Raw genomic sequence first — 25,316 nt, 5'->3', positions numbered from 1 at the left:
GGTCGTCTTGTCTGCGGCGAGCGAAGGACAAACCATCCGATCGCCTTTACCACGACCGCGGACCTCTCCAACCAGGAAGCGGCGGTGCCGCCGCAGATGGCTCACGATCAGGCAGGCGAGCAGCCCATCTGACCGCGCCCGGCGCGGACCTCACCCCGCTGCCAACCGCTGCAGCGGCGCCGACTTCAGCACGGCCTCATGGGGAGCCGGACCGATCGGCGCCTCCGGGCAGCCACCGACGTTGCGACGAGGTCCCGCCCCACAGCTCGGTATACCTGGATGCACGCGCCGCGGAGGTCGCGTTCTCTGGGCACTCGAAGGACAACCGTCCGACCGCCTTCACCGCGACCGTGCGCCCTTGCCGGGCTGGAGGCGGCGATGCCCCCGCAGGCGGCTCACCATCAGGCAGGCGAGCAACCCACCTAACCGCGGCCCGGCAGGGACCTCACCCCACCGCCGGGCTTCAGCTCGGCCGGAAGGCTCGCGGCTCAAGGGCCCGCGCGCCCGGCGTCCGGGCCGCACAGCGCCCGCTTGGTCGGCACCGAGACTCACGGCTCCGATGCAGACGGCGGCGGCTCTTCCGTCTCCGCGAGCTCGACGGCCGACAACCCGAGGTCGACGGCGTCGGACAGGGAAGCCAGGCCGGCGAGCCGGGACGGGCGGGTGCCGAGGTCCCAGGCGGTGCGCAGGAGCCGCGCGAGGACGTGCTCGGGATCGGCGTCCACGGCGTTGGTGAGCGCCAGGCCGGCGAGGACACCCTCGCCGCGCATGAGGGCGGCGTAGGCGAGCAGGGAAGCGACCTGGGCGCGGTGCGGCGCGGGCAGTTCGCGCACGAGCGACAGCCAGAAGTCCGCCGCGGCGAGGGCGACGGGCGAGTCCGCCGGCACGGCGGTGGCGAGGCACGCGTCGCGGATCGGGGTGACGGCGGTGGCGTGGGCGAGGCGGACGGCCTCGTCGTCTGAAAGGGGTCCGGGGTCGCGGCGGTGGCGGAAGAACGCGGTGCGGATCTCGGCGGCCGCGGCGGCGAGTTCGTCGGCGGGGCGCCACGGTGGCGTCGCACCGGACAGCATCGCGCGGCGGCGCGCGACGGCTTCCGGTGAGCGCGGTTCCAGCAGCGCCTCGACCTCTTCCCGGCTGCGGAAGGCGACGAAACCGGCTTTGGTCGTGGTCGCCGCGACGACCGTGGAGCGCGGATCGGGCAGCTTCCCGCCACAGCCGGCGTCGCGGTAGCACTGCCACGGCGCCCCGGCCGTGATCTCGGCGGTCCACAGTGGATGGAAGATCGGCAGCTCGTACTCGTGGAACGCCCGTCTCAGCTCCTCGGCGAACCCGGCGTGCGGCGGTTCGCCGCCGGGACCGGCCCGGCCGCCGACGAGCACCGCGGTGACGCCGACGTGATCGTCCACGATGAACCGCGGCACGAGAGAATCCGCTTGCTCCGCAACGAGTTCCCGAGGCGGGAGGTCGGCGCGCAGGATCAGGCCCACGCGGGTGCCGGGTGCGCGGTGGCCGAGGAGAACGACGGAGTCGGCGGGCGTGAACCCGAGCAAGTAGGGCAGCGAAGCGATCAGCTGCGCGGGGTCGGTGAGCGTGGCGGCCCGGGCCGTGCCGGGCGGGGTGGAGGTGGTCACGGGTTCCACTGTGCGGTGGGAAGCCGGGGTGCGGGGGCGGGGCCGGGAATCTGTGGATGGGCGGGGGCGGTTGTGGAGAAACCCGGCCCGGCCGCCGGGCCGGACCGGGTTTTGTCGCCGGTGTGTGGTAGCCGCTCAGCTGCAGTGCTCGAACGGGCTGGTGTACGAGTCCGCGCCCACCGAGCCACCCCACTTCACGCAGGTGGCGCCCGCGGTCTGCTTCACCGGGCCCGCGTAGTAGGTGAAATTGCCCGAGTCCGTGACCCGCGTTTGGCCCTGGACTTCGAGGAACGCCGACGTGGGGCTGGCCGTGCCGAGCGAGACGGACTTCAGCGTGGTGACGCAGTTGGCCTTCGTCGAAGCGTTGTACAGCAGGTAAGCCGTGCCGGACGAGCCCAGGCCCTGCTGGTCGATCACCGAGAAGCCCGAACCGCACACCTCGGTGGCCGAGTAGGGGTTGCCGTCGCAGTTGTTCTTGCTCGTGAAGTCCTTCTTGCCGTAGTAGACCGCGGCGACGCCGTTGAGCACGGCCTTCTGCGTGACCCCGTTCAGGTTCTCCTCGAAGTGCAGGTGCGGACCGGTGACGCCACCCGTCGCGCCCGCCTTGCCGATCTCCTGGCCCTGGGTGATCTTCTGGCCCACCGACACCTCCTGCGCGGACAGGTGCGCGTAGCGGGTGCGCCAGCCGCCGCCGTGATCGAGTTCGGTCCAGCGGCCGTAGCTGACGCTGCCCTCGTTCTCCACGCGCGTGACCGTGCCCGGCGCCGACGCGGTCACGGGCATGCCCGTGATGCCGGTCTTCTGGAAGTCGACGGAGTTGGCGGGGTTGTGCCCGCTGAACGTCGCGGCCGTGACGGTGACCCCGCACTTGAACGGCACCTGGAAGTTGGGCGCGGCGGACGCCGGCGCCTGGGCGGCGAACGTGAGGCCCAGCGCGGGCAGCACAGCGGCCGCGGCGAACACGGCGAGCCGGCGCATCCTGGACATGGTGCGTACCTCCTGTTTCGGCTTGGGTGACGCCGTCCAGGGAAGCCGGGAAAGGTACATTTTTCGTACATGCCGGGCGAACCGCCTGGTGACGGGCCGTGCGCGGCGAAGCGGGGCGGGAACGACCCTCCCGTACATTCTCCCCAGGAGGACCGGGGAGGACCATGGCCACGACGACCACCGGGAACCGCGGGCGGCTCGGCACACCCGACTGGGTGCGGTGGGGCTTCGTCGTGTTCCCGATGCTCATCTCGATCCCGTACTTCGCGCACTGGTGGTCGTGGGTGCTGTTCGGCATCGCGATCGTGGCCTCCGCGCCGCTGTTGCGGGCGACACCCGAATCGAAGCCGCGGTGGGTGCTGCCGGTGGCGATGCCCGTGGTGGTCGCGGCCTCGGCGACGTTGTGGGTGCTGCAGCCGAACAGCTGGGTGTCCGTGGCGATGTTCAGCACGACGTTCTACACGCTGCGCGTGTTCGGCAAGCTCCTCTCCGCCGTGGTGCTGCTGACGACGGCCGCCGCGATCGTCGCGTGGGTGGTCCTGCGGCAGCTGGACTGGCTGAAGGCGCTGGCGTTGTTTGCGATCCTCGCCGTGATGGTCCTGCTCGCCGCGAGCCGCCGCGACCGGGCCGCGCGGCTGGAGCAGACGGAGCTCGCGCTGGCCCGCGCGCAGACCGCCGCGGAGGAGCACGCGCGCGCAGCCGCGCTGGCCGAACGCGCCCGCATCGCGCGCGAAGTCCACGACGTCCTCGCCCACTCCCTCGCCGGCCTCGCGCTGAACCTGCAGGGCGCACGGCTCATGCTCGTGCGCGACGGCGCGAGTCCCGAAGCCGTCGCCCAGATCGAGCGGGCGCAGAAGCTCGCGTCGGACGGGCTGTCCGAGGCGCGCAAGGCCGTCGCCGCGTTGCGGGAGGACGCCGTGCCGGTGGAGCGGGCGGTCGCGGACCTGCTGGCCGCCTACCGGCTGGACACGGGCGCGCGAGCCGACCTGGTCGTGGCCGGTGAACCTCGTGAGCTCGACGCCGCGGTGAACACCACCCTCGTGCGCGCCGTGCAGGAAGCGCTGGCCAACACGCGCAAGCACGCGCCGGGCGCCGCCGTCGACATCACCCTCGCCTTCGGCCGCGAACAGGTGGACCTGACCGTGCTCGACCGGCAGGGCAGGCGCCCACCGGACGCGCCCGCGGCGGGATACGGTTTGCGGGGCATGGGCGAGCGGGTCGCGCTGCTCGAGGGGAAGCTGGAGAGCGGGCCGGGAGAGGACGGATGGCGGATTCACCTGACGGTGCCGGCGTGAACCTGCGCGTCGTGCTGGCCGACGACCAGGCCGTGGTGCGCGAGGGCCTCGTGACGCTGCTCGGGCTGCTGCCGGGCGTCGAGGTCGTCGGCGCGGCGGCGGACGGGGACGCGGCGCTGGAACTCGTCGCGCAGCACCACCCGGACGTCCTGCTGGTCGACCTGCGCATGCCCCGGCGCGACGGCGTCGAGACGACGCAGCTCGTCCGCGAGCGCCACCCCTCGACGGAAGTCGTCGTCCTCACCACCTACACCGACGACGAATCCCTGCTCGGCGCCCTGCGCGCCGGCGCCCGCGGCTTCCTCACCAAGGACGCCGACGCCGAGGCGATCGCCCGCGCGCTCCGCTCCGCCGCCGCCGGCCAGTCCACTGTGGACGGCGAACTGCAGCAGCGGCTCGTCGACGCCGCCACGCGGCGCAACCCCGTGCGCACGCACGAGGTCGAAGGCCTGACCGCGCGCGAGATCGAGGTGCTGCGCCTCATCGCCGCGGGCCTGTCGAACACGGAGATCGCGCGGGAACTCGTGGTGAGCGAAGCCACGGTCAAGACCCACGTGAACCACTTGTTCTCGAAGGCGGGTCTGCGGGACCGGGCGCAGGCGGTGGCGTTCGCCTACCGGGCGGGGATCGCGGACTAGCGCCGTCTCTCAGCCGGCGGGCGGTTCCTCAGAACTCCAGCGCCTGCTTCCCGCCGGTGATCGGCAGGGTCAGCGACGTCCGCGTCAGGTCCAGCGACAGGCCGGCGCCCGGGCGGGGCCGCAGGGTGTAGTCGTGGTCGCTGGAGGCCACGAGGAGCTCCAGGTGGTGCCCGGCGGGCAGCACGTAGTCCTTCGGCATCAGCGAAACCCCGATGCGGTAGGAAACCCCGGGCCGGATCGGCGTGGTGACCGACGGCGACCGCCGGTTCTGCGGATCCGTCCAGCCCCGGCTGATCACGAACGACGCGCCGTCCGGCGAACGGTCCAGCAGCGCCACGGTGACGTTCGCGGCCGGCCGGTCGAACGCCAGCTGCAGATCGGCCCGCGCGGTGCCCGACAAGCGCACCGGCTGCTTCGCCGCGGGAGTCGCGTACAGCAGGCGGTTGCCCGACGTCGCGGCGGCGGCGAGCTGCTCCACGGTCTTCGACGCGTCGTCGGAAAGCGATTCGACGTCCGCCCGGCCCGGGACGGGGTGAGGGTCGAGCCCGCCCTTCGCGCGGCCGGCCGGCCACGGGTAGACCTTCACGTCGCGGGTGCCCGGCGCGGGCCAGTCCGCCTCGTCGACCCACGACTTGTCCTCGCGCTGGATCGTCGCCTTCGGTTCGCGTTCGATGCCGTTGTCGACGCCGTAGAGGTAGTGCGACAGCCACTTGTTCAGCGTCACGAGCCACACGTCGCGGCGCAGCGAGATCGGGTCGGCGTGGCCCGATTGGTGCAACCAGATCTTGTGCTCGACCCCGTGCGCCTTCAGCGCTTCGTACCACGCGGCGACCTGGTCGGTCTTCACGTTCCAGTCGTTCAGCCCGTGCACGGCGAGCACCGACGCGTGCACCTTCCCGACGTCGTTGCGGTAGTTCCGCACGTCCCAGAACGGGCTGTAGTCCCCGGTCACGCGGTCCTGGTCGGCGGTCAGCCCGTCGATCACCGGACGGCAGATCTCGCGGTCCGCCCGCGTGTAGACGTACTCGGCCAGCACATCGGTGTCCTCGCCCTGGAACCCGCCCGCGGCGACGACCGCGCCGTCGTTGCGGTAGTACTCGTACCAGTTCGAGATCGCGGCGATCGGCACGATCGTCTCGAGTCCCTGCACGCCGGTGGTCGCGACGGCGTTCGGCAGGGTTCCGTTGTAGGACACGCCCATCATGCCCGTGTGGCCCGTGCTCCAGCTCGCGGTCACCGACGTGCCGGCCTCGTCGCGGGCCGGCGCGCGGCCGCCCAGCCAGTCGATCACGGACCGGGCGCCGATGGTCTCGTTGACGTCACCCGTGGTCGGGCAGCCCGTGGACAGGCCCGTGCCCAGCGATTCCCCGTACACCACGGCGAACCCGCGTGCGGTGAAGTAGTCCTGGTAGCTCCAGCGGATCGGTGGCGCCGCGTGCGGGCCGACGCCCACGGCCGCGGTCCGCGCCTCGTCCGGTACGGACAACTCGGTGTCCACGTTGTGGTTCGCGACGTCGTTGCCACCCGCGAAGTACGGGCTCGCCTCGTACACGACCGGCACCTTCATCCCCGCGTCGGTCGCCTTGGGCCGCACCACCTGGGCGTGGACGAGGTCGCTGCGCCCGTCGTGGTCGCTGTCCACCGGAGCGGTGACCCAGACGTCCTCGCGCACCACGTCGGCCGGGTCGAAGACCGGCTGCGCCTGCCCGTCCGAGAACACCGGCGCCGGTGGCGGATCCGCTTGCGCCACCCCCGATCCGAGCGGCAGCACGAGCACAGCGGCGACCACGGCGGCGATCCGAGCGGCTCCCACAGAACCCCCAAGGCGGACGAAGCGGACGAGCACCTCCGACACTTCCGGCAACCGCGGCCGCCGTCAACCGACTAACGTCGGAGTCATGGATGCTCCGATCGTCGCCGTCACCGTCTACCCGCAGCACGCGCGGATCACGCGCCGCGGCCGAGCGAACCTCGCCGACGGCACGCGGGTGCGGGTCAGCGGGCTGCCGCTGGCGCTCGACGCGGAATCGGTGCGCGTCACCGGCACCGGCGCCGCGCTGATCACGGGCGTCGACGTCGGGTACGAGCAGCACGCCGAGCCGGCCGACCCGGTGCTGGCCGCGCTCGCCGAGCAGCGCCGCGCCGACCAGGCGGCGCTCGACGCGGTGGCCGACGAAGAAGCCGCCGAAGCGGCGAAGGTCGATCTGCTCACGGGGCTCGCGAAACGCAGCGGCGCCAGCTTCGCGAAGGCGCTCGCGTCCGGGGTCGCCGGGCCGGGCCGCGTCGAGGAGGTCACCGGCGCGTTGGGCACCCAGCTCACCGCGGCGTTGCGGGCGCGCCGCGCGCTCACCGAACGGCTCGAGCGGATGCGCGAGGACCTCGCCGCCCTCGACCGGCGCGTCGCGAGCCACAGTGCACAGTCCGAACAGGACAGTTCCACCGTCACCGTCGAGCTGGAGCCGCAGGACGACGGCGCCACCGTCGAGCTCGAACTGTCCTATGTGGTCCCCGGGGCCAGCTGGGAATCCGGCTACGACGTGCGGGTGCGCGACACCGAGGTCACGCTCACGTCCTACGGCCTGGTCAGCCAGCACACGGGCGAGGACTGGCCGGAGTGCGAGCTCGCGCTCTCGACGGCCCGTCCGGCGAGCACGGTCACGGTGCCCGAGCTCGACCCGTGGTTCCTCGACCGCCGGCAGCCCGCTCCGCCGGCGCGCCCGGTGGCCGCGTTCGCCGCGGCCGCGCCCGGCGCCGCTCCGGCCGGAGCAGCCTCCCTGAGTCGGGTCGCACCGAAATTCGCCGAGGTCGAGCAGGGCGCCACCGCGCTGACCTATCGGCCGGGCCGCGCCGTGGCCATCCCGTCGGGCGCGCAAGGTCACCGCACCACCTTGGCGCGGCTCGACCTCACCGCGGAACTCGGTTACGTGACCGCGCCCGTGCGCGCCACGGAGGCGTACCTGCGCGCGACCGTGGTGAACACCAGCGAGCACACCCTGCGCGCCGGTCGCGCCGCCGTCTTCCACGACACCGAATTCGTCGGGACCACCCGGCTCGACGTGTGGGCGCCGGGCGAGGAACTCGAACTCGCGCTGGGCGCCGACGACCGCATCCGCGTGGAACGCGAACTCGTACGGCGCACGGCGAGCAAGGCCACGCTGTCCGGCCAGCGCCGCCGCGAAGCGGAGTACCGCACCACGGTCACCAACCACAGCCCGCGCGAAGCCGTCGTCACGGTGCTCGACCAGGCGCCCGTGTCGCGCGACGAAGCCATCACCGTGCGGGACGTGCGCGCGACCCCGGACCCGGTCGAGACCGACGACCTCGGCGCGATCACCTGGCGGCTCACGCTGGCCGCGGGCGCGACCGCGACGGCCACGCTCGCTTATCGCGTCGACGTCGCCAAAGGTGTGGAACTCAGCGGCTGGCGCGAATAACCGTCACCCCTGCGCGATGTAGGCCTCGAGCTGTTCCTGGCTCTGCTCCAGCCGCTCGATCCGGGACTTCACCACGTCGCCGATGCTGACGATCCCGGCGAGGCGCCCGTCGTCGAGCACCGGCACGTGCCGGATGCGGCGCTCGGTCATCAGCACGCTCAGCTGATCGACCTCGTCGTCCGGCGCCGCGCTGGCCACGAGCTTCGTCATGATGTCCGCGACCGGACCGTCGAGCACGGTGGGCCCGTGGTCGTTGAGCCGCCGCACCACATCGCGCTCGGACACGATGCCGGCGATGCCGCCTTCGGGTGTCACCACCACCATGGCACCGACGTTGTGGCGGGCGAGCCCGGCGAGCAGTTCGGTCACCGTGGTCCCCGGAGCGACGGTGGCGACGGCAGCGCCTTTCGCCCGGAGCAGATCAGCGATCCGCATGGTGTTCCCCTCTCCTCGTCGAGTTGGGTCACACCAGGTTAGGGCCCGGGTGCCGAGTGCGAAAGTCCGGCGAAGAGCGTTCACCCGTGGTATGGAACGCTCAGGAAAGCCGCTGTGCCAGGCCTTCGAGGGCCGCGCGGATCCCGGCGGCGTAGTCGTCGTCGCCCAGCGCGTCGAGCTTTTCGCTGGCGAGGGCCAGGTGCCGGCGCGCCGAGTCGAGGTCACCCAGCTTGCGGTAGTCCTCGCCGAGGTTCAGGTGCAGCGACGGGTAGAACCCGCGCACCGCGAGCGTCGAGTGGTACTCCTGCGCGCGTTCGTCGGTGAGCGAATCGGCGGCCGAGAGGGCGCGCAGGTCCCACTCGAGTTCGTCGGCGGGCTCGTCGCAGACGTCGGCGAGGTGGTGCGCGAGGGCGCAGCGGTGCAGCGGGTCGCCGGCTTCGCCGATCTCCTGCCACAGCGCGAGGAACGTCTCGCGCGCGCCCGCTCGGTCGCCCGCGAGGTGCCTGCGCAGGCCCGCGTCGATCGCCACCATCACGTCGTCGGTCATCGTTCTCCCTCGTCGAACACCCGGCGCAGCCGGTGCAGGCCCGGCCCGATGCGCTCGGCCGCGATGGCACCGTAGCCGAACATCAACCCGTGCCGGGGCTCGGTCACGGCGAAGTCGCCGAGCGACAGCACCCGCACGCCGGCGGCCCGCGCGTTCCTCGCGACGGCACGGAGATCGTGGTCGGCGGCCGCGCTCAAGTGGAGCCCGGCGGCCGCCGGTACGGGCCGCAGGACGTCGCCGAACTCGCGCCGCAGCCCGTCGACGAGCACGTCGTGGCGTTCCCGGTAGATCTTGCGCATCCGGCGCACGTGCCGCGCGAAGCCGCCTTCGTGGATGAAGTCGGCGAGCACGGCCTGCTCGATCGCCGGCGAATGCCAATCGGTCAGGTACTTCGCCTTGGTGAGCGCGCCGACGAGCGAGGGCGGCGCCGCGAGGAACCCGACCCGCAGCGCGGGTGAGACCACCTTCGAGAACGAGCCGACGTACACGACCCGGCCGCGGGAATCCAGGCTGTGCAACGGTTCCAGCGGCCGGCCGGTGTAGCGGAACTCGGTGTCGTAGTCGTCCTCGACGAGCACGGCACCGGCGCGTTCGGCCCACTCCAGCAGCTCCTGCCGCCGCGCCAGCGACATCGCGACGCCCAGCGGGCACTGGTGCGACGGCGTCACGTACACCAGCCGCGTGCCGTCCGGGATCGCGTCGACGATCAGGCCCTCGTCGTCCACCGGCACTCCGGCGACGCGCGCGCCGAGCGTTTCGAGCAGGATCCGCGGTGGCGGGTACCCCGGATCTTCGACGGCGACGAGGTCGCCGGGCTCCAGCAGCACCCGCGCGACGAGGTCCACCGTCTGCTGGACCCCTGTCGTGACAACGATGTCCTCCGGCCGCACGCGGACGTTGCGCGAGACCCCGAGGTGCCGCGCCAGCCCGTCCCGCAACCGCGGGTCGCCCTGCGGATCGCCGTAGGTGAGCAGCTCGGCGTGCGAGCCGCGCAGCCGCTGCGTGGTCAGGCGGCGCCAGGTGTCGAACGGGAACAGCCGCACGTCGGGCACGCCGCCGCGGAAGTCGAACTCCGCCGCCGGTCCGAACGGCTTCGGCGGGCGCGGCGCGGCCGTCCACTGAGGACGGGGCCGGACGCCGGGCGCGGGGTCAGCGGCCGGCTCGGCGGGCCGCCGTCCGGCGCCCGAGCGCACGAACGTGCCCGCGCCGGCCCGGGCGCTGAGGAACCCCTCCGCGGTGAGCCGTTCGTAGGCCGCGCTGACCGTCGTGCGGGACACCGCGAGCCGCTGCGCCAGCTCCCGCGTCGGCGGCAGCGCGTCGCCGTCGCGGATCCGGCCGTCGAGCACGGCTTCGCGGATCTGGCGGTAGATCTCGTCGCGGTGGCCGCGGGTGCCGGTCAGGTCGATGTGCAGGTCCACGTCGTCAGCCTAGATTGGTCCACGGGACTCGGGCGGGTTTTGGACCTTCACCTGGTCCGCTCACGCGGTTAGCGTCCGGGTATGACCACGTTCGAACTCGACCGCCAGTCCCTGCTCGTCCTCGACAAGATCGTCGCCGCGGCAGGCCACCAGGACCTCACCCGCCCCACCCCGTGCGCGGGCTGGACCCTGGCCGACCTGCTGCGCCACCAGGTCAGCGAAAACCACGCGTTCGCCGAAGCCGTGCGCAACGGCGTCGCCGCCGACTGGGACGCCGGCCGCCTCGGCGAAGACGCCTACGCCTCCTACGCCGCGTCCGTCGACGACTTCCTCACCGCGTTCGGCGAGGAGGGCGCTCTCGACCGCGAACTGAAGATCCACGAAATCGGCCCGCTGCCCGCCGAGATCGCGGCGGCCATGCACCTCGTCGACACGGTCGCGCACGGCTGGGACCTCGCCAAGACGCTGGGCGTGCCCTACGAGCCGGTGCCGGAAGCCGTGCACGCGGCCCTCGAGTTCGCGGCGATGATCCCCGCCGATCCGGCGGCGCGCGAGGCCGGCGGCACGTTCGCCGCCATCGTCGACGTGCCCGCGGACGCGAGCGAGTTCGACCGGTTCCTCGCGCTGCTCGGGCGCGATCCGGGGTGGCAGGTCAGCTGACCGCGGAATCGGGCGCCGACCACGTGTTGCACGCCGACGTCGTGCCGGCCGAGAACCCGGCTTTCGCCCACGCCAGCTGGTTCGCCCGGCTGCCGTGGTCGTCGCTGTCGTCGGCGCGGCCGTAGTCGGCGACGGCCGCGTTGGCCGTGGCGCGGCTGATCGAGCCCCGGCCTTCGGCCGCGGCGATGAACAGCGCGCCGAAGCAGTTGGCCTGCAGCTCGATGCGCCGCACCAGCGCCTGGTCGTGCGGGGTGTCCTGGTTCGGCGACGTCATGCGGTCGCCCGCCGCGGCCAGGATGCCGCTCTCGTCCTGCACGTGGTGGCCGTACTCGTGGGCGATCGTGGCGAGGTGGCGCGAACGGTTCTGCCCGGCGTCCGCGAGCATCCAGTCGGTCGGCGCGTAGATCGTGGAGTCGCCGCCGCAGTAGTAGGCCACGGCCTGGTCCTGCGACGGCGCCGAGCCGCACGCGCTCACCTTCGGCAGCGTCACGGACACGCTGACCTTCTCCGACGGCTCGTCCGCGTGACCGAGGGCCGGGCGCCACGCCTGTTCGAGACAGCCCGTGAGCGCCTCGTAGTACGCCTCGAGCTCCGCGCCGGTTTGGCCGAGCTCCGGCAGGTCGCACGACACCTCACCGAGTTTGACGCCGTTCGCGAGCAGCGGGTTGGTCTCCAGCTCGGGCACCGCCGCGGGCGTGGACCGGGCGCCGTCGGGTGCGCTGTCGGCGCGGTGCAGGGCGGTCGGCACCGCGAGGGCGTGGCCGGACAGCTCGTGCGGCACCACGGCCACCCCGCCGACCGTCACGACGAGGATGACGAGCGCGAGGACGGCGCCGACGGTCGCGCCGCCGCGGCGCCGGGCGGGCCGCTGCCACGCGGGGGCCGCCCACGGGTTCGCGGCCGGAGGCCGGGCCGCCACCGGCGGCGGTGGCGGCGGCCCGGCCGGCTCCCGGCCGTCGTTTTCAGTCACTGAACCCCCCTGTCCCGCGCGCGGTCCAGCATACGGAGCAGCCGACGGGCACCGGATCACGAAACGGGAACGCCGCGCCGGTGGCCGGAACCCCCTCGAGACCGCGAGACTGGGGTCATGAGTGACGAAGATCCGTACCTGTGGCTGGAGGACGTGACCGGCGACGAGGCGCTGGACTGGGTCCGTTCCCGCAACGCCGAGACGCTGGACGTGCTGACGTCGAGCGAGCGCTTCGCCGCTCTGCGGGACGAGATCCGCGAGGTGCTCGACGCCGGCGGGCGCATCCCGTACGTGACCCGCCGCGGCCCGAAGCTCTACAACTTCTGGCAGGACGCCGAGCACCCGCGCGGGCTGTGGCGGCGCACGACGCTGGAGGAGTACCGCAAGGCCGAGCCCGACTGGGAGGTGCTGCTCGACATCGACGCGCTGGCCGCGGCCGAGGGCGAGAACTGGGTGTGGAAGGGCTGCGCGGTGCTGCGGCCCGGGCACCGGCTGGGGCTCGTGCAGCTCTCGCGCGGCGGCGCCGACGCGACCGTGGTGCGCGAGTTCGACCTCGACGCGCACGAGTTCGTCGAAGGCGGTTACTTCCTGCCCGAGGCCAAGAACCGCGTCGGCTGGATCGACGAGGACCACGTGTACGTCGGCACCGACTTCGGGCCGGGCACGCTCACCACGTCCGGCTACCCGCGCCTGGCGAAGGAGTGGCGCCGGGGCACGCCGCTCGAAGCCGCCGAGACGGTGTTCGAGGGCAAGCCCGACGACGTCGCCGTGTCCGCCTACCACGACGCCACCGAGGGGTTCGAACGCGACTTCGTGCACCGGTCGCTCGACTTCTACCGCACCGAGGTCCACCTGCGCACCCCGGCCGGGATGCAGAAGCTCGACCTGCCCGACGACGTCGAGACGTCGGTGGAGCGCGAGTGGCTCTACGTCCAGCCGCGCACCGCGTGGACGGTCGGCGACACGGTGCACCCGGCCGGCGCGCTGCTCGCGATCGGGTTCGACGCGTTCCTCGCCGGCGAGCGCGACTTCACCGCGCTGTTCACGCCCGACGCGCACACGTCGCTCGAGTACCACACGTTCACCCGCCACCACGTGCTGCTCGCGAAGCTGCGCGACGTGAAGTCCGAACTGGTGGCGCTCACGCCCGGCCCGGACGGCTGGACGGAAGCGCCGCTGGGCGGGGCGCCGGAGTACGGCAGCGCGGACATCGTGGGCACCGACCCGGACGAGAGCGACGAGTACCTCGTCGATTCGTCGAGCTACCTGCAGCCCTCGACGCTGAGCCGCGGCGAGGTGGGCGGCGACGTCGAGGTGCTCAAGCAGGCGCCGGCGTTCTTCGACGCGTCCGGCATCGAGGTGAACCAGTACTTCGCGACGTCGGAGGACGGCACGCAGATCCCGTACTTCGTGCTGCGCCCCCACGGCGCCGAGGACGGGCCGGCGCTGCTGACCGGCTACGGCGGCTTCGAAGTGTCGCTGACCCCGTCCTACAGCGGGGTGATCGGCCGCGGCTGGCTCGCGCGCGGCGGCACGTACGTGGTCGCCAACATCCGCGGCGGCGGTGAGTACGGGCCGGAGTGGCACTCGCAGGCCGTGAAGGAGAACCGGCACAAGGTCTACGAGGACTTCTCCGCGGTGGCCCGGGACCTCGTGACCCGCGGCATCACCACGGCCGCGCGGCTGGGCATCCAGGGCGGCAGCAACGGCGGGCTGCTGATGGGCGTGATGCTCACGCGCTACCCCGAGCTGTTCGGCGCGATCGTGAGCCAGGTGCCGCTGCTCGACATGAAGCGCTACCACCTGCTGCTCGCGGGCGCGTCGTGGATGGCCGAGTGGGGCGACCCGGACGTGCCGGGCGAGTGGGACGTCATCGCGAAGTACTCGCCGTACCACAACGTCCACGAAGGACGGACCTATCCGCCGACCCTGTTCGCGACGTCCACCCGGGACGACCGCGTGCACCCCGGGCACGCGCGCAAGATGATGGCGCGCATGCTCGGACAGGGCCACGACGTGTCGTACTACGAGAACATCGAAGGCGGCCACGGCGGGGCGGCGGACAACGGCCAGCTCGCGTTCAAGTGGGCGCTCGTGTTCGAGTTCCTCTGGTCGCGCCTGTCCTGAGAGCCGACGCGGGGGCGCTCCCGGGCGCCCCCGCGCTCACCTGCCCACCTTGCGCCAGATCACGACGGCGCCGAGCACCAGCACCCCGATCGCGCCGAGCACGATCAGGCCCTTGATCAGCAGGTCCAGCACGAGGTGCTGGAGCACGCCCTCGGCCTCGTTCACCGGTCTCGCCCGTTGTCGAAGCCCCGCAGGGCCTCGCGCGCCACGCTGCTCCCGAGCCCGCCCCCACGCCGGGCTCCGTTCGCACGCCGCTCGTCCAGCACGCGGCCGGCGAGCCGCGCGGCGTTCTCCACCCCCTGGCGCACGCGGTCGCCGCTGCCCCGGCGGCGCAGCGCGACCGCGACGGCGAACAGGACCAGCCCGAGCACCACCAGCCCGGCGGCGATCAGGCCGAACCGGATCAGCATCAGGTTCAGGACCGTCTCCATCTCTCCCACCTCGTTTTCTATCACACCTGTGATATGAACATTGGTATCACAGGTGTGATAGAAAGATCCAGTGCCCAAGCAGGTGGATGGCGAACAGCGGCGCGCGGAGATCGCGGACGCGGTGCTGCGCTTGGCCGCACGCGACGGGTTGCCGGCCGTTTCGCTGCGCGCGGTGGCGGCGGAGTCGGGGTTGAACATCGGCTCGGTGCGCCACTACTTCGACGGCCAGCGCGACCTCATGCGCTTCGCCATGCGTTCGACGATCGACCGCGTCACCGCCCGCCTCGAACAGCGGCGCGAGTCACTGCGCCCGTTCGCCGAACTCACCCGCGACGAAGCAGCCACCCAGCTCACGGACTTCCTGGCCGAACTGCTCCCCCTGGACGCCCCGCGGCGCGCCGAAGCCACGGTCCTCGTCGAGTTCCTCATCGCGGCCCGCGTGGACACCGACCTGGCCGACCTCGCGCACGAAGCCCTTCGCGGCACCCTCATCCTGGCCCGCCGCATCACCGACGCGATGACCCGCAACGCGCACCTGCCGCCCGGCACCGCGGACCTGGAGGCCGAACGCCTGGCGGCCCTCCTGGACGGCCTCACGTTCCGCTGCGCCCTCGACCCGGCCACCACGTCCCCCCAAGTGTGCCGCGACGTCCTGCGGGCGCACCTGGCTTCGCTGCCGCGGCCTTAGACGAGCCCGCGCGGCCGCGCCCGGGGCGTCAGGGGCCGAGTACCCGGCTTCGGTCCACTGTGGACGTCAGCGAGGACCTCCTCGAACCGGGCCAGGACGCCGGCCGCGAAGCGCAGGCGCGTGATCCCCAAGGCGCGCAGCGCCCGGCCGTGATCGGCCAGCACCGCCAGCAACGCCCCGCCCATGAGGACCCGCCACCCGGCGGCGACGAGTTTTCCCTTCGCGCCGGGGAAAGCGCCGCGCAGCTGGTCGCACTGGAACGGCACGTGCCGCTGCTCGTCCGCCAGGATGCGCGCCGCGACTTCACGCGTGAGGGCGTCGTCGGTGCCGTCCTTGAGCGCTCGGTAGTAGCTCAGCGCGACCACTTCGGCGATGAGCAGCACCATGAGCTCCAGCCGGAGCCCGAGCGCCCTCCTGAGCCACACGAACGCGGTGTCGGACCAGTGTTTCCGGATCGTCGTGCTCCCGGCCGCCTTGAGCAGCTCCGCCAGCAAGCGCGCGTGGTTCTGCTCCTCGGCCACGAACAGGCGGACGGCCTCCCGGTACCGGGGCTGCGCCTTCGCGATCAGGTTCGCCCCGTCCCCCGACTCCCCGACCTGGAAGCGCTGCACGCTCCTGACCACGGGCGCCTCCAGCCGCGCCCCGCGCCCCCACGCCGGCTCCGGGCGCACCCGGCGCCGCTCCGCTTCCGCTGTGAACTCCGTCAGCCATCCCACGCGCCCGATGCTGGCGCACCGATGTGCTCACGCGAGGGAGGATTCGTGGAGATCTTGTGCGGAAAAGCCGGGGGCGCTAGTCGTCGCCGGGATGCCGGAAGAACGCTCGCAACCCCAGCCGCGGACCGACCTCGGTGGCGAGCCAGCGCAGGTAGTCCCGCTCCAGGTGCTCATCACCATCGCTGACGGCACGACGGATGACGGCGCACCAGTCCTCGCGGTCGAGCACCGACCGGTACGCGTCACGCAGCCGGTCGCGTTGCGCCTGCGGCCAACCGAGTCGAGCGGCACCACGAAGATAGTCGGCGATCACAGCCGCTGTCGCGAACCGCCTCGCGGTGGGCTGTTGTCCGCCCCAGCGCCGAGCGTGGACGTCGAGGACACCCACCGCGTGGGCGTAGTCGTGGAGCGAGATGCCCATTCCGTCGCAGTACGTCAGCACGACCAAAAGCCGGCCAGTGTGGTCGACGAGCTCATCGTCGGCAGTGGGATCCGCGATCGCCTCGTGCAGCGCGGTGTCCACCGCGAGCCGGCCGGCGAAGTAGCCGTTGAGGAAGTCACCGTTGACGGCCCGCCTCAGCAGCCACGGCTTCCCAGCCGGGTCGTCGAGCCGCACCAGCGCCTCGACCACGTAGACCCGGCCCCATCCGTCCACCCGATCGGCCAGCCAGCACAGTGCGGCCGTGCCGCCCGCCAGTCTTTCCAACGCACGCGCCGCGAGGTGCGCGAACTTGTCGGACAGCAGCCCAATCGTTCGGAGGAGGGGTATGTCCTCAGGTGTTCCCACTACGACGAGGGCGGCGAGCCCGATGAGCATCGCGAAGCGATCGGTGCCGTTCAGGACAAGCCAGCGCCCTGTGGCCCGAGCTCGCGCCGGGTCGGTTCGAGCGACCACGGCGGAAATGTGCGGGTTGGGGTAACTGGGAACGTACTTGCCGTCGAAAGTGTCCGCGAGCTCGTGCGGCAACGAGGCCGGGTTTGCGAAGTGTTCCGCGAGGATTCCCGCCGGTTCGACCCCGAGCAGACTCAGGTCCTCGGGCGGCCGCGGGCGGTTTCGGCCGCGATGACGGCGATCGTCGGGGTAGGGCTCGCCGTCGCGGGGCAACGGTGAATCGGGTGACAACGCGTGCAAGTACACAGCGTGGTCGTACAAGGTCTGAGGGGATCCGAGCGGCGCCGGCTCGGGCCGGACGCTCACCGGCGTGCGGAGGGCTCGATTCTCTCGATCATGCGTCCAGCATTCCACCGGGACACCACCGGCACGAGCGATTTTCCGGTCGCGATGCCGACTTGACGGTGGTCAGGGTGGCGAGACCGGGATCTCGCCACCCTGACCGCGACGTTCACCGCCTCGCGGCGGAGGTGGATCAGCTACAGCCCGACGTCGCGCCGCAGCCTTCGCAGGCGTAGCACGAGCCGGCGGGGCGCATCTTGGTGCCGCAGGTCATGCAGAGGGGTGCGTCGGCCGCTTTGCCGAGGTGGAGTTCCATCAGTTCGGCCGTGCTCTGGGCGTCGCGGGTGGCCGGTTCGGCCGCGGTGTCCGACTTGGCCTGGGCCGGGGACGAGTCGACGCTGGTGCGCAGCGCTTCGAGGTCCACGTTCTGGCCGCCGTAGTTCTGCTCGACCTCGGCCGAGCGCTCGTCGGCCGTGAAGATGCCGAGCTGGGAGCGCTTTTCGTAGGGCAGGTAGTCAAGGGCGAGGCGGCGGAACAGGTAGTCCATCACGCTCGTGGCGATGCGGATGTCCGGGTCGTCCGTCATGCCGGCCGGCTCGAAGCGCAGGTTGGAGAACTTCGAGACGTAGAACTCCAGCGGGATGCCGTGCTGCAGGCCGACGGAGATCGACATCGAGAAGGCGTCCATCACGCCCGCCAGCGTCGAGCCCTGCTTGCCGAGCTTCACGAAGATCTCGCCGAGGCCGTCGTCCGGGTACGAGCCGGCGTGGAGGTAGCCTTCGGCGCCGCCGACGGTGAAGGACACCGTCTGGCTCGGGCGCTTCTTCGGCAGGCGGCGGCGCACCGGGCGGTACTCCACGACCTTTTCCGGCTCCGCTTCGGCTTCCTTCTTCTTGCCGGTGGACAGCGGCTGGCCGACCTTGCAGTTGTCGCGGTAGATCGCGAGCGCCTTGAGGCCCAGCTTCCAGCCCTGGAAGTAGATCTCCTCGACGTCCTCGACCGTCGCCGACTCCGGCATGTTGACCGTCTTCGAGATCGCGCCCGAGATGAACGGCTGCACCGCGGCCATCATCCGCACGTGGCCCATCGGCGCGATGGAGCGGTCACCGACCGCGCAGTCGAACACCTCGTAGTGCTCGGGACGCAGGCCCGGCGCGTCGACGACGTGGCCGTGCTGCGCGACGTACTCGACGATCGCCTCGACCTGCTCGTCCTGGTAGCCCAGCACCTTCAGCGCGCGCGGCACCGTCTGGTTCACGATCTGCATGGACCCGCCGCCGACGAGCTTCTTGAACTTCACCAGCGAGAAGTCCGGCTCGATGCCCGTGGTGTCGCAGTCCATCATGAAGCCGATGGTGCCGGTGGGCGCGAGCACCGAGGCCTGCGCGTTGCGCCAGCCGTGGCGCGTGCCCAGCTCGATGCCGCGCTGCCACTCCTCGGTGGCCAGCGCGCGGACGGCCGCGTCGTTGGAGTGGTACGTGCGGACCAGCTCGTTGGCCGCGGCGTGCTTGCGCATCACGCGCTGGTGCGCCTCGGCGTTGCGCGCGTAGCCCTCGTACGGGCCGACGACCTTGGCCAGCTCGGCCGAACGCCGGTACGACACACCGGTCATCAGCGACGTGATGGCGCCGGCGAGCGCGCGGCCACCCTCGGAGTCGTACGCGTGGCCCAGCGCCATCAGCAGCGCGCCGAGGTTGGCGTAGCCGATGCCCAGCTGGCGGAACTTGCGCGTGGTGTCGGCGATCGGCTCGGTCGGGAAGTCGGCGAAGCAGATCGAGATGTCCATCGCGGTGATGACGAACTCGACGGCCTTCGCGAACAGCTGCGCGTCGAACGTGCCTTCGGCCGACACGAACTTCAGCAGGTTCAGCGACGCGAGGTTGCAGCTCGAGTTGTCGAGGTGCATGTACTCGCTGCACGGGTTCGACGCGGTGATCCGGCCCGACTCGGGGCAGGTGTGCCAGTCGTTGATCGTGCCGTCGTACTGCACGCCCGGGTCGGCGCACTCCCACGCGGCCTGCGCCATGCTGCGGAAGAGCTTCTTCGCGTCGGTGCGCTCGATGACCTCGCCGGTGAGGCGGGCGCGCAGGCCGAAGTCGGTACCGTTCTCCACGGACTGCATGAACTCGTCGGACACGCGGACCGAGTTGTTCGCGTTCTGGTACTGCACCGAGGAGATGTCCGCGCCGGAGAGGTCCATGTCGAACCCGGCGTCGCGGAGGACCTTGATCTTCGCCTCTTCGCGCGCCTTGGTCTGGATGAACTCCTCGATGTCGGGGTGGTCGACGTCGAGCACGACCATCTTCGCCGCGCGCCGGGTGGCGCCGCCGGACTTGATGGTGCCCGCGGACGCGTCGGCGCCGCGCATGAACGAGACCGGACCGGACGCGGTGCCGCCGGAAGTGAGCAGCTCCTTCGAGGAGCGGATGCGGGAGAGGTTCAGGCCCGCGCCGGAGCCGCCCTTGAAGATCAGGCCCTCTTCGCGGTACCAGTTGAGGATCGACTCCATCGTGTCGTCGACGGCGAGGATGAAGCATGCGGAGACCTGCTGCTTCGAGGCGGTGCCGACGTTGAACCACACGGGCGAGTTGAAGCTGAAGACCTGGTGCAGCAGCATCCAGGTGAGTTCGTGCTCGAAGATCTCGAGGTCGGCGGAGCCGGCGAAGTAACCGTGGTCCGCGGCGGCCTTCACGTACGTCTTCACCACGCGGTCGATGAGCTGCTTGAGGCTGCTCTCGCGCTGCGGGGTGCCGACGGCGCCGCGGAAGTACTTGCTCGTGACGATGTTCGTGGCGTTGACCGACCAGAACTCGGGGAATTCGACGCCCCGCTGCTCGAAGTTGACGCTGCCGTCGCGCCAGTTGGTCATCACGACATCGCGCTGCTCCCAGGACACTTCGTCGTAGGGGTGCACACCGTCGGTGGTGAACACCCGCTTGACGGTCAGTCCGCCGGCGGTCTTCTTCTTGCTCCGGCCGGCGGCCGCCGCGCCGGTTCCCACGGTTTCGGTCATCGGGTCTCGTCCCTCGCTCCCGCGCGGCGCAGGCGACACTCAGTCGTCTTCGGCGCGCTCGCCTCGTTCTTCAGCAGCAGTACCCGCCATGGCTTTCCGCAGGTCCGAGATCTCCTTCTCGAAGTCCTCGACCGAGGAGAACGAGCGGTAGACGCTGGCGAAGCGGAGGTACGCGACCTCGTCGAGCTCCCGCAGCGGGCCGAGGATGGCCAGGCCGACCTCGTGGCTCGGGATCTCCGCCAGCCCGGCGGAGCGGATGGACTCCTCCACGCGCTGCGCGAGCTTCTGCAGCGCGTCGTCGTCGACCGGGCGGCCCTGGCAGGCCCGCCGCACGCCGTTGACGACCTTGTCCCGGCTGAACTGCTCGGTGACGCCGGACCGCTTGACGACGGCGAGCACCATCGTCTCCGACGTGGTGAAGCGCCGGCCGCACTGGGCGCACGAGCGCCGCCGCCGGATCGCCTGTCCTTCATCCACCTCTCGGGAGTCGACGACCCGAGAGTCCGCATGCCGGCAGAACGGGCACCTCATCCGCCGATCACCTTCCCCTCAACGCCGGCCGCTTCCGTCCACGCCGGCCCCGGCCGCCACGCTACGACCCGGGCCACGATCACCCCGCACGACCCCGTGCCTGGTGATCGACTTGTGGAAAACCGGTGGATCAACACCGACCAGCTGTGGACAACTGGTGTCGAGTGTACCCCTACCTGTGGACCAACTACAGCGGTGTAACTACTAGATGTAGGGGTTGACGATAGATCGCCCGGACGGCCTACGCAAGCGACACAAGCGGGTGAAGAAGGCACCGATTCGGGGTGCGACCGGTCGGATCCCGACCGTCACCGGCCCGGGCCCGCCACCTCCGCCGCGACCGGCACCGTGAGCGGCAGGCCGGGCACGAGAACACCGTCGTCCAGATGGTTGAGCTCCTTGATCCGCTCGACGACGGCCGACCGGTCGGAGTCGGGCGCGAACCGGGCCGCGAGGTCGGACAGCGTGTCGCCCTGCCGGACGGACACCGCAGCCGTGCGCTCGGGCACCGAGCCACCCGGCGTGCCGGACCCGAAAACACCCAGCACGGTGACGACCAGGCAGGCACCGACGGCGATCGCGACGAGCCACGGCCAGCGCACGGCGGGCCGGCGCGGCTCCGCGCACGCGGACCCAGCCGACCGGTGCCCCGCGACCACGCGGGCGCGCGTCGGCGGACGAAGCGGCTCCCCGCGGCGCTCACGCGTGCCCGAGGGGCGCCGGACCGGACTCGGCGATCCCGCCGGAACCCGGGCGGGAACCGCGCCCTGCCGGACGGGCCGGAGCGGGCGGACGATCCCGCGGTCTGCCAGGATCGACATGGCGAACCTCCTTCTGACCTGCTGATCGGTTCGTCCCGAGCCCCTCACCGGCGGCGATGCCCTCAGGTCGAACAGGCGTTCTATCGAACGTCCGTGCGAAGGTCTACCACCCCGCACCGACAAAATCGAGAGGACACGGCGTGTCGATCGAACAGATGTTTGAAATAGTCACGCTCGGTGGGCTAACGTCGGTGACCAGGACATCTGCCGGGCAGATGTCGCCGGCGAGGGCTCCCGCGGCCGCGGGAGCCGGCCGGCGGACGCGGAAACGCGCGGGACGTCTGGGAGGCGACACTGGTGGGCAAGGACCCGGTGCGAAAAGACACGATGACGAAGGAGAGCAAGGCGGGCACCACACTCGGTGACGCGGGCAAGGTGACGCCCTTACCGGAGGTCTACGACGTGGACGAGACGCTGACCGTGCGACAGCAGCAGGTGCTGGACGTGATCCGCACGTGGGTGAGCCGCTTCGGCTATCCGCCGAGCGTTCGCGAGATCGGCGAGGCCGTGGGACTCACGTCGACCTCGTCGGTGTCGCACCAGCTGCGCGCGCTGCAGCGCAAGGGCTACCTGCGCCGCGACGCGAACCGGCCGCGCGCGGTGGGCGTGCTCGCGTCCACCGACGACAACCCCATGGGCATCGACATGGACCAGCAGCCGTCCGTGCCGAAGGCGGCGTACGTGCCGCTGGTCGGCCGGATCGCCGCCGGTGGCCCGGTGCTCGCGGAGCAGGCCATCGAGGACGTGTTCCCGCTGCCACGCGAGATCGTCGGCGAGGGTGAGCTGTTCCTGCTGAGCGTCACGGGTGACTCGATGGTCGACGCCGCCATCACCAACGGCGACTGGGTCGTCGTCCGCCAGCAGCCGACGGCCGACAACGGCGAGATCGTCGCCGCCATGATCGACGGCGAGGCGACGGTGAAGACGTTCAAGCGCAAGGACGGCCACATCTGGCTGATGCCGCACAACGAGGCCTACGACCCCATCCCCGGCGACGACGCCACGATCCTGGGCAAGGTCGTCGCCGTCCTGCGGCGGCTCTAGGTTCCGCCTCCCGCGGCCGCGGTACGGCGACGAGGATGCCCGGCCTCCGTCGCCGCCGCGGTCCGATGTGGACGGTGCCGGCAGCACTGTGGACGCCACCGTGCGATGAACCGTGCGATGAACGGTGTGGACCGCACTCCCGGCCGCTCCCCCGCGGTTGCCTCCCCGCGGGGGCGGAGGTCGAGCGACCCGGCCGGCGAGTGCGTCCGCGGGCGGTATCAGCGCCGAGGGCGGCGCCGCAGCCGGCTGACCACGAACCAGCCACCCAGCACCACGGCGACCGCGATCCCGGCCGCCGGCAACCACGGCACGCCGGGCGAGTCGTCCGAACCGCTGCCCCCGGCACCCGAAGCGGCGGAGGGCTTCGCGGCTTCCCGCTGGGGTGCGGCCGGGACGAGGGACGTCGCGTTCTTGACCGCGCGCAGCGGCTGGCCGACGCCCTCGCTACCGGACAGGAGCGTCCCGTCCGGTTCGAAGGCGAGGGCCTCGCCCTGCTTCTCGTTCGGCAGGGGCACGCGGACGGGATTGCGTTTGAGCGCCGCGAGCACGTCGCCGTCCGGGGCGGGGTAGAGGTAGGCGTCGGTGTACGTCCGCAGGGCCACCACGGTCCCGTCGGCGCTGGTGGCGCCTCCGGTGACCAGCACTGAGCCGAACGCGCCCACCGGGCCGCCCGGGGTGCCGGTGTCGTGGATGGTCAGCGAGCCGACCTTCTCCAGCTTGGTCGGGCCGGGGGTCGCCAGCGGACCGGTCGGACGGTAGACCGCGGAATCGCCGAAGACTTCCTTCGTCACGAGGTACGGCGTGCCCGAGCGGTCCAGCAGCAGCGCTTCGGTGTCGTGCGGACCGTCGGGATAGGTCAGGCGGTGCAGTGTCACGCTGCCGCCGGACGGCTTCAGCTCCATCAGCGCCACGGTCGAGCGCTTGTGGCTGTTGTCGCCCGTGTCCGAGAGCCACAGGGTGCCGTCGGCGGCGCGGGCGACGTCTTCGACGTCGTACGGGTCGGTGCTCGCCGACAGCACCTTCTGCACGGCGCACGAGTGGTTCAGCACGAAGACCTGCACCTTCGTGCCGCCGTCGTTGATCGCGTACCAGTGCTCGCCATCGGAAGCGAGGCCGGACAGCTCCCCGAGCCGCGAGTCCGTGACCTTGCACAGCGTCTCCGGCGCGGGTGGTGGCGCCGCCGCGGCGGGCGCCGCACCCATCACCAGCAAAACCGCCGCCACAGCGAGGACGACCCGCACCAGCTCACCTCCGTAGTGCCCGGCCGGAACCGGCCGCGCACTACGGAAGACGTTCAGAGCCGCGAGGAGTTGGTTTCGTACCGGCGCAGAGCCGCCGCGAGGTCCGGGTGGACCCGCACGAGCAGGCGCGTGCCGTCGGCGATGTGCTCCTCCTCCAGCACCTCGCCGTCCGCGTGGGCGCGGGCCACGAGCTCGCCCCGCGAGTACGGGACCAGCGCCTCGACCACGACCTGCGGACGCGGCAGCCGCTCGGCCAGCGCGTCGGCCAGCTCCGGGATGCCCGCGCCGGTCCGGGCGGACACCTGCACGGACCCGGACAGCTGGTGGCGCAGCCGGGCCAGCGTGACCTGGTCCGCGGCGTCGGCCTTGTTGATCACCAGCAGCTCCGGCGGCAGCGGTTCCTTGCGGGTGCGGGTGATCTCCGCGAGCACCTCGCGCACCGCGTTCACCTGCTCCTCGGGCGCCGGGTCGGAGCCGTCGACGACGTGCAGCAGCAGGTCGGCGTCGGCCGCCTCCTCCAGCGTCGAGCGGAACGCGTCCACCAGCTGGTGCGGCAGGTGCCGCACGAACCCGACGGTGTCGGTGAGGGTGAACGTGCGCCCGTCGGCCGTCTGCGCCCGCCGCGTGGTCGGGTCCAGGGTGGCGAACAGCGCGTCCTCCACCAGCACCCCCGCGCCGGTCAGCGCGTTGAGCAGGCTCGACTTGCCGGCGTTGGTGTAGCCGACGATCGCCACGCTGGGCACCTCGTTGGCCACGCGCCGGCCGCGCTTGGTCTCGCGGATCGTGTCCATCGACGCGATCTCGCGGCGCAGCTTCGCCACGCGCTTGTTGATCCGCCGCCGGTCCGTTTCCAACTTGGTCTCACCGGGACCGCGCAGGCCCACACCGCCGTTGGCGCCACCGGCGCGGCCACCGGCCTGCCGGGACAACGACGCACCCCAGCCCCGCAGCCGCGGGATCAGGTACTGCAGCTGGGCCAGCTCGACCTGCGCCTTGCCCTCCTTGGAGCGGGCGTGCTGGGCGAAGATGTCGAGGATCAGGGCGGTCCGGTCGATCACCTTGACCTTGACCTTCTCCTCCAGCTGCCGCAGCTGGCCGGGCGAGAGCTCGCCGTCGCAGATCACCGTGTCGGCGCCGGTCGCCACGACCACGTCGCGCAGCTCCCGCACCTTGCCGGAGCCGACGTACGTGGCCGGGTCGGGCTTGGCGCGCCGCTGGACGAGGCCCTCGAGCACCTCGGAACCGGCGGTCTCGGCCAGCCTCGCCAGCTCGGCGAGGGAGGCGTCCGACTGCTCAGCGGTGCCTTCGGTCCACACGCCGACCAGCACGACGCGCTCCAGCCGCAGCCGGCGGTATTCGACCTCGGTGACGTCCGTGAGTTCGGTCGACAGCCCCGCGACGCGGCGGAGCGAGGCGCGGTCCTCGAGCTCCAGCTCACCGGTCGACGGGTCGTCGTCGTACAGGTCTTCGTGTGTCAGTTCTGTCATCGTGCCTCCATGCTCCCACGATTCGGCG

General features: G+C 71.7%; 23 protein-coding genes. 7 read left to right on the top strand and 16 right to left on the bottom strand.

Annotated elements, in window-relative coordinates:
* Positions 1 to 548: 548 nt before the first annotated feature.
* Together ACIA77_RS22115 and ACIA77_RS22110 are read right to left on the bottom strand one after the other, a co-directional pair.
* A complete protein-coding gene (locus tag ACIA77_RS22115; protein WP_395887796.1) occupies positions 549 to 1,631 on the bottom strand; it encodes a DUF4192 domain-containing protein in 1,083 nt (360 codons plus the stop codon).
* A gap of 135 nt (positions 1,632 to 1,766) precedes the next feature.
* Complete coding sequence (locus tag ACIA77_RS22110) at positions 1,767 to 2,618, bottom strand: M23 family metallopeptidase (RefSeq protein WP_395887795.1); 852 nt, start codon at positions 2,616 to 2,618, stop codon at positions 1,767 to 1,769.
* Positions 2,619 to 2,782: 164 nt separating this feature from the next.
* Between ACIA77_RS22110 and ACIA77_RS22105 the strand changes: the two genes are divergently transcribed.
* The gene (locus ACIA77_RS22105) at positions 2,783 to 3,913 is read left to right on the top strand and encodes a sensor histidine kinase (protein WP_395887794.1); all 1,131 of its coding nucleotides are present in this window, start codon (positions 2,783 to 2,785) and stop codon (positions 3,911 to 3,913) included.
* Positions 3,910 to 4,551, top strand: a complete 642-nt coding sequence (locus tag ACIA77_RS22100; RefSeq protein ID WP_395887839.1) for a response regulator — start codon at positions 3,910 to 3,912, stop codon at positions 4,549 to 4,551. The genes ACIA77_RS22105 and ACIA77_RS22100 overlap by 4 nt, the downstream gene beginning before the upstream one ends.
* 28 nt (positions 4,552 to 4,579) lie before the next feature.
* Here the strand turns inward: ACIA77_RS22100 and ACIA77_RS22095 are convergent, their stop codons facing one another.
* Positions 4,580 to 6,364, bottom strand: coding sequence for a Xaa-Pro dipeptidyl-peptidase (locus tag ACIA77_RS22095; protein ID WP_395887793.1), 1,785 nt, complete (start codon positions 6,362 to 6,364; stop codon positions 4,580 to 4,582).
* 85 nt (positions 6,365 to 6,449) lie between these two features.
* On the opposite strand from ACIA77_RS22095, the gene ACIA77_RS22090 reads away from it, so the two are divergent.
* Positions 6,450 to 7,985, top strand: coding sequence for a DUF4139 domain-containing protein (locus ACIA77_RS22090; RefSeq protein ID WP_395887792.1), 1,536 nt, complete (start codon positions 6,450 to 6,452; stop codon positions 7,983 to 7,985).
* Positions 7,986 to 7,988: 3 nt separating this feature from the next.
* Here ACIA77_RS22090 and ACIA77_RS22085 read toward each other — a convergent pair whose 3' ends face one another.
* The 3 genes from ACIA77_RS22085 to ACIA77_RS22075 all read right to left on the bottom strand — a co-directional run bounded on the left by ACIA77_RS22085 (position 7,989) and on the right by ACIA77_RS22075 (position 10,385).
* A complete protein-coding gene (locus ACIA77_RS22085; RefSeq protein WP_395887791.1) occupies positions 7,989 to 8,420 on the bottom strand; it encodes a CBS domain-containing protein in 432 nt (143 codons plus the stop codon).
* Between the two features lie 100 nt (positions 8,421 to 8,520).
* A complete protein-coding gene (locus tag ACIA77_RS22080) occupies positions 8,521 to 8,967 on the bottom strand; it encodes a hypothetical protein (RefSeq protein WP_395887790.1) in 447 nt (148 codons plus the stop codon).
* Entirely contained in the window at positions 8,964 to 10,385 is a 1,422-nt protein-coding gene (locus tag ACIA77_RS22075; RefSeq protein WP_395887789.1) for a PLP-dependent aminotransferase family protein, read from the bottom strand. The genes ACIA77_RS22080 and ACIA77_RS22075 overlap by 4 nt, the downstream gene beginning before the upstream one ends.
* A gap of 81 nt (positions 10,386 to 10,466) precedes the next feature.
* On the opposite strand from ACIA77_RS22075, the gene ACIA77_RS22070 reads away from it, so the two are divergent.
* Positions 10,467 to 11,045: a TIGR03086 family metal-binding protein gene (locus ACIA77_RS22070; RefSeq protein ID WP_395887788.1), complete on the top strand. Its 579-nt coding sequence runs from the start codon at positions 10,467 to 10,469 to the stop codon at positions 11,043 to 11,045.
* Here ACIA77_RS22070 and ACIA77_RS22065 read toward each other — a convergent pair.
* On the bottom strand, positions 11,038 to 11,964 hold the full coding sequence (locus ACIA77_RS22065; RefSeq protein ID WP_395887838.1) for a neutral zinc metallopeptidase: 927 nt from the start codon (positions 11,962 to 11,964) through the stop codon (positions 11,038 to 11,040). The two genes, ACIA77_RS22070 and ACIA77_RS22065, sit on opposite strands and share 8 nt — an antisense overlap.
* Positions 11,965 to 12,132: 168 nt before the next feature.
* Between ACIA77_RS22065 and ACIA77_RS22060 the strand changes: the two genes are divergently transcribed.
* On the top strand, positions 12,133 to 14,142 hold the full coding sequence (locus ACIA77_RS22060) for a prolyl oligopeptidase family protein (RefSeq protein WP_395887787.1): 2,010 nt from the start codon (positions 12,133 to 12,135) through the stop codon (positions 14,140 to 14,142).
* A 36-nt stretch (positions 14,143 to 14,178) separates the two neighbouring features.
* On the opposite strand, the gene ACIA77_RS22055 is transcribed toward ACIA77_RS22060, so the two are convergent.
* Together ACIA77_RS22055 and ACIA77_RS22050 are read right to left on the bottom strand one after the other, a co-directional pair.
* A complete protein-coding gene (locus ACIA77_RS22055; protein WP_395887786.1) occupies positions 14,179 to 14,307 on the bottom strand; it encodes a hypothetical protein in 129 nt (42 codons plus the stop codon).
* Positions 14,304 to 14,573: a hypothetical protein gene (locus ACIA77_RS22050; protein WP_395887785.1), complete on the bottom strand. Its 270-nt coding sequence runs from the start codon at positions 14,571 to 14,573 to the stop codon at positions 14,304 to 14,306. Before ACIA77_RS22050 ends, ACIA77_RS22055 begins: the two co-directional genes overlap by 4 nt.
* Positions 14,574 to 14,643: 70 nt before the next feature.
* Between ACIA77_RS22050 and ACIA77_RS22045 the strand changes: the two genes are divergently transcribed.
* Positions 14,644 to 15,261 (top strand): TetR/AcrR family transcriptional regulator, encoded by a 618-nt coding sequence (locus ACIA77_RS22045; protein WP_395887784.1) that lies wholly within the window; start codon positions 14,644 to 14,646, stop codon positions 15,259 to 15,261.
* Here ACIA77_RS22045 and ACIA77_RS22040 read toward each other — a convergent pair.
* The 5 genes from ACIA77_RS22040 to ACIA77_RS22020 all read right to left on the bottom strand — a co-directional run bounded on the left by ACIA77_RS22040 (position 15,258) and on the right by ACIA77_RS22020 (position 21,516).
* Positions 15,258 to 15,977, bottom strand: a complete 720-nt coding sequence (locus ACIA77_RS22040; RefSeq protein ID WP_395887783.1) for a ferritin-like domain-containing protein — start codon at positions 15,975 to 15,977, stop codon at positions 15,258 to 15,260. The genes ACIA77_RS22045 and ACIA77_RS22040 overlap by 4 nt on opposite strands.
* A gap of 76 nt (positions 15,978 to 16,053) precedes the next feature.
* The gene (locus tag ACIA77_RS22035; protein ID WP_395887782.1) at positions 16,054 to 17,115 is read right to left on the bottom strand and encodes a hypothetical protein; all 1,062 of its coding nucleotides are present in this window, start codon (positions 17,113 to 17,115) and stop codon (positions 16,054 to 16,056) included.
* A gap of 229 nt (positions 17,116 to 17,344) precedes the next feature.
* Positions 17,345 to 20,164 (bottom strand): vitamin B12-dependent ribonucleotide reductase, encoded by a 2,820-nt coding sequence (locus ACIA77_RS22030; RefSeq protein WP_395887781.1) that lies wholly within the window; start codon positions 20,162 to 20,164, stop codon positions 17,345 to 17,347.
* A gap of 39 nt (positions 20,165 to 20,203) precedes the next feature.
* Positions 20,204 to 20,695 (bottom strand): transcriptional regulator NrdR, encoded by a 492-nt coding sequence (gene nrdR, locus ACIA77_RS22025; RefSeq protein WP_204090417.1) that lies wholly within the window; start codon positions 20,693 to 20,695, stop codon positions 20,204 to 20,206.
* Between the two features lie 308 nt (positions 20,696 to 21,003).
* Positions 21,004 to 21,516 (bottom strand): LysM peptidoglycan-binding domain-containing protein, encoded by a 513-nt coding sequence (locus ACIA77_RS22020; RefSeq protein WP_395887780.1) that lies wholly within the window; start codon positions 21,514 to 21,516, stop codon positions 21,004 to 21,006.
* Between the two features lie 327 nt (positions 21,517 to 21,843).
* On the opposite strand from ACIA77_RS22020, the gene lexA reads away from it, so the two are divergent.
* Positions 21,844 to 22,560, top strand: coding sequence for a transcriptional repressor LexA (gene lexA / locus ACIA77_RS22015; protein WP_395887779.1), 717 nt, complete (start codon positions 21,844 to 21,846; stop codon positions 22,558 to 22,560).
* A 218-nt stretch (positions 22,561 to 22,778) separates the two neighbouring features.
* On the opposite strand, the gene ACIA77_RS22010 is transcribed toward lexA, so the two are convergent.
* Positions 22,779 to 23,801 (bottom strand): hypothetical protein, encoded by a 1,023-nt coding sequence (locus tag ACIA77_RS22010; protein ID WP_395887778.1) that lies wholly within the window; start codon positions 23,799 to 23,801, stop codon positions 22,779 to 22,781.
* A 53-nt stretch (positions 23,802 to 23,854) separates the two neighbouring features.
* Complete coding sequence (gene hflX, locus ACIA77_RS22005) at positions 23,855 to 25,288, bottom strand: GTPase HflX (protein WP_395887777.1); 1,434 nt, start codon at positions 25,286 to 25,288, stop codon at positions 23,855 to 23,857.
* Positions 25,289 to 25,316: the final 28 nt, after the last annotated feature.

It is taken from the genome of Amycolatopsis sp. NPDC051903, from assembly GCF_044452505.1.
Classification (GTDB): domain Bacteria; phylum Actinomycetota; class Actinomycetes; order Mycobacteriales; family Pseudonocardiaceae; genus Amycolatopsis.
This window is presented reverse-complemented; position numbering and strand designations above follow the sequence as displayed.

Coding starts and splice junctions, on each gene's coding strand:
- ACIA77_RS22030 (WP_395887781.1), bottom strand. CDS start 20,164: ATGACCGAAACCGTGGGAACCGGCGCGGCGGCCGCCGGCCGGAGCAAG.
- nrdR (WP_204090417.1), bottom strand. CDS start 20,695: ATGAGGTGCCCGTTCTGCCGGCATGCGGACTCTCGGGTCGTCGACTCC.
- ACIA77_RS22060 (WP_395887787.1), top strand. CDS start 12,133: ATGAGTGACGAAGATCCGTACCTGTGGCTGGAGGACGTGACCGGCGAC.
- ACIA77_RS22080 (WP_395887790.1), bottom strand. CDS start 8,967: ATGACCGACGACGTGATGGTGGCGATCGACGCGGGCCTGCGCAGGCAC.
- lexA (WP_395887779.1), top strand. CDS start 21,844: ATGACGAAGGAGAGCAAGGCGGGCACCACACTCGGTGACGCGGGCAAG.
- hflX (WP_395887777.1), bottom strand. CDS start 25,288: ATGACAGAACTGACACACGAAGACCTGTACGACGACGACCCGTCGACC.
- ACIA77_RS22090 (WP_395887792.1), top strand. CDS start 6,450: ATGGATGCTCCGATCGTCGCCGTCACCGTCTACCCGCAGCACGCGCGG.
- ACIA77_RS22020 (WP_395887780.1), bottom strand. CDS start 21,516: ATGTCGATCCTGGCAGACCGCGGGATCGTCCGCCCGCTCCGGCCCGTC.
- ACIA77_RS22110 (WP_395887795.1), bottom strand. CDS start 2,618: ATGTCCAGGATGCGCCGGCTCGCCGTGTTCGCCGCGGCCGCTGTGCTG.
- ACIA77_RS22105 (WP_395887794.1), top strand. CDS start 2,783: ATGGCCACGACGACCACCGGGAACCGCGGGCGGCTCGGCACACCCGAC.
- ACIA77_RS22070 (WP_395887788.1), top strand. CDS start 10,467: ATGACCACGTTCGAACTCGACCGCCAGTCCCTGCTCGTCCTCGACAAG.
- ACIA77_RS22085 (WP_395887791.1), bottom strand. CDS start 8,420: ATGCGGATCGCTGATCTGCTCCGGGCGAAAGGCGCTGCCGTCGCCACC.
- ACIA77_RS22050 (WP_395887785.1), bottom strand. CDS start 14,573: ATGGAGACGGTCCTGAACCTGATGCTGATCCGGTTCGGCCTGATCGCC.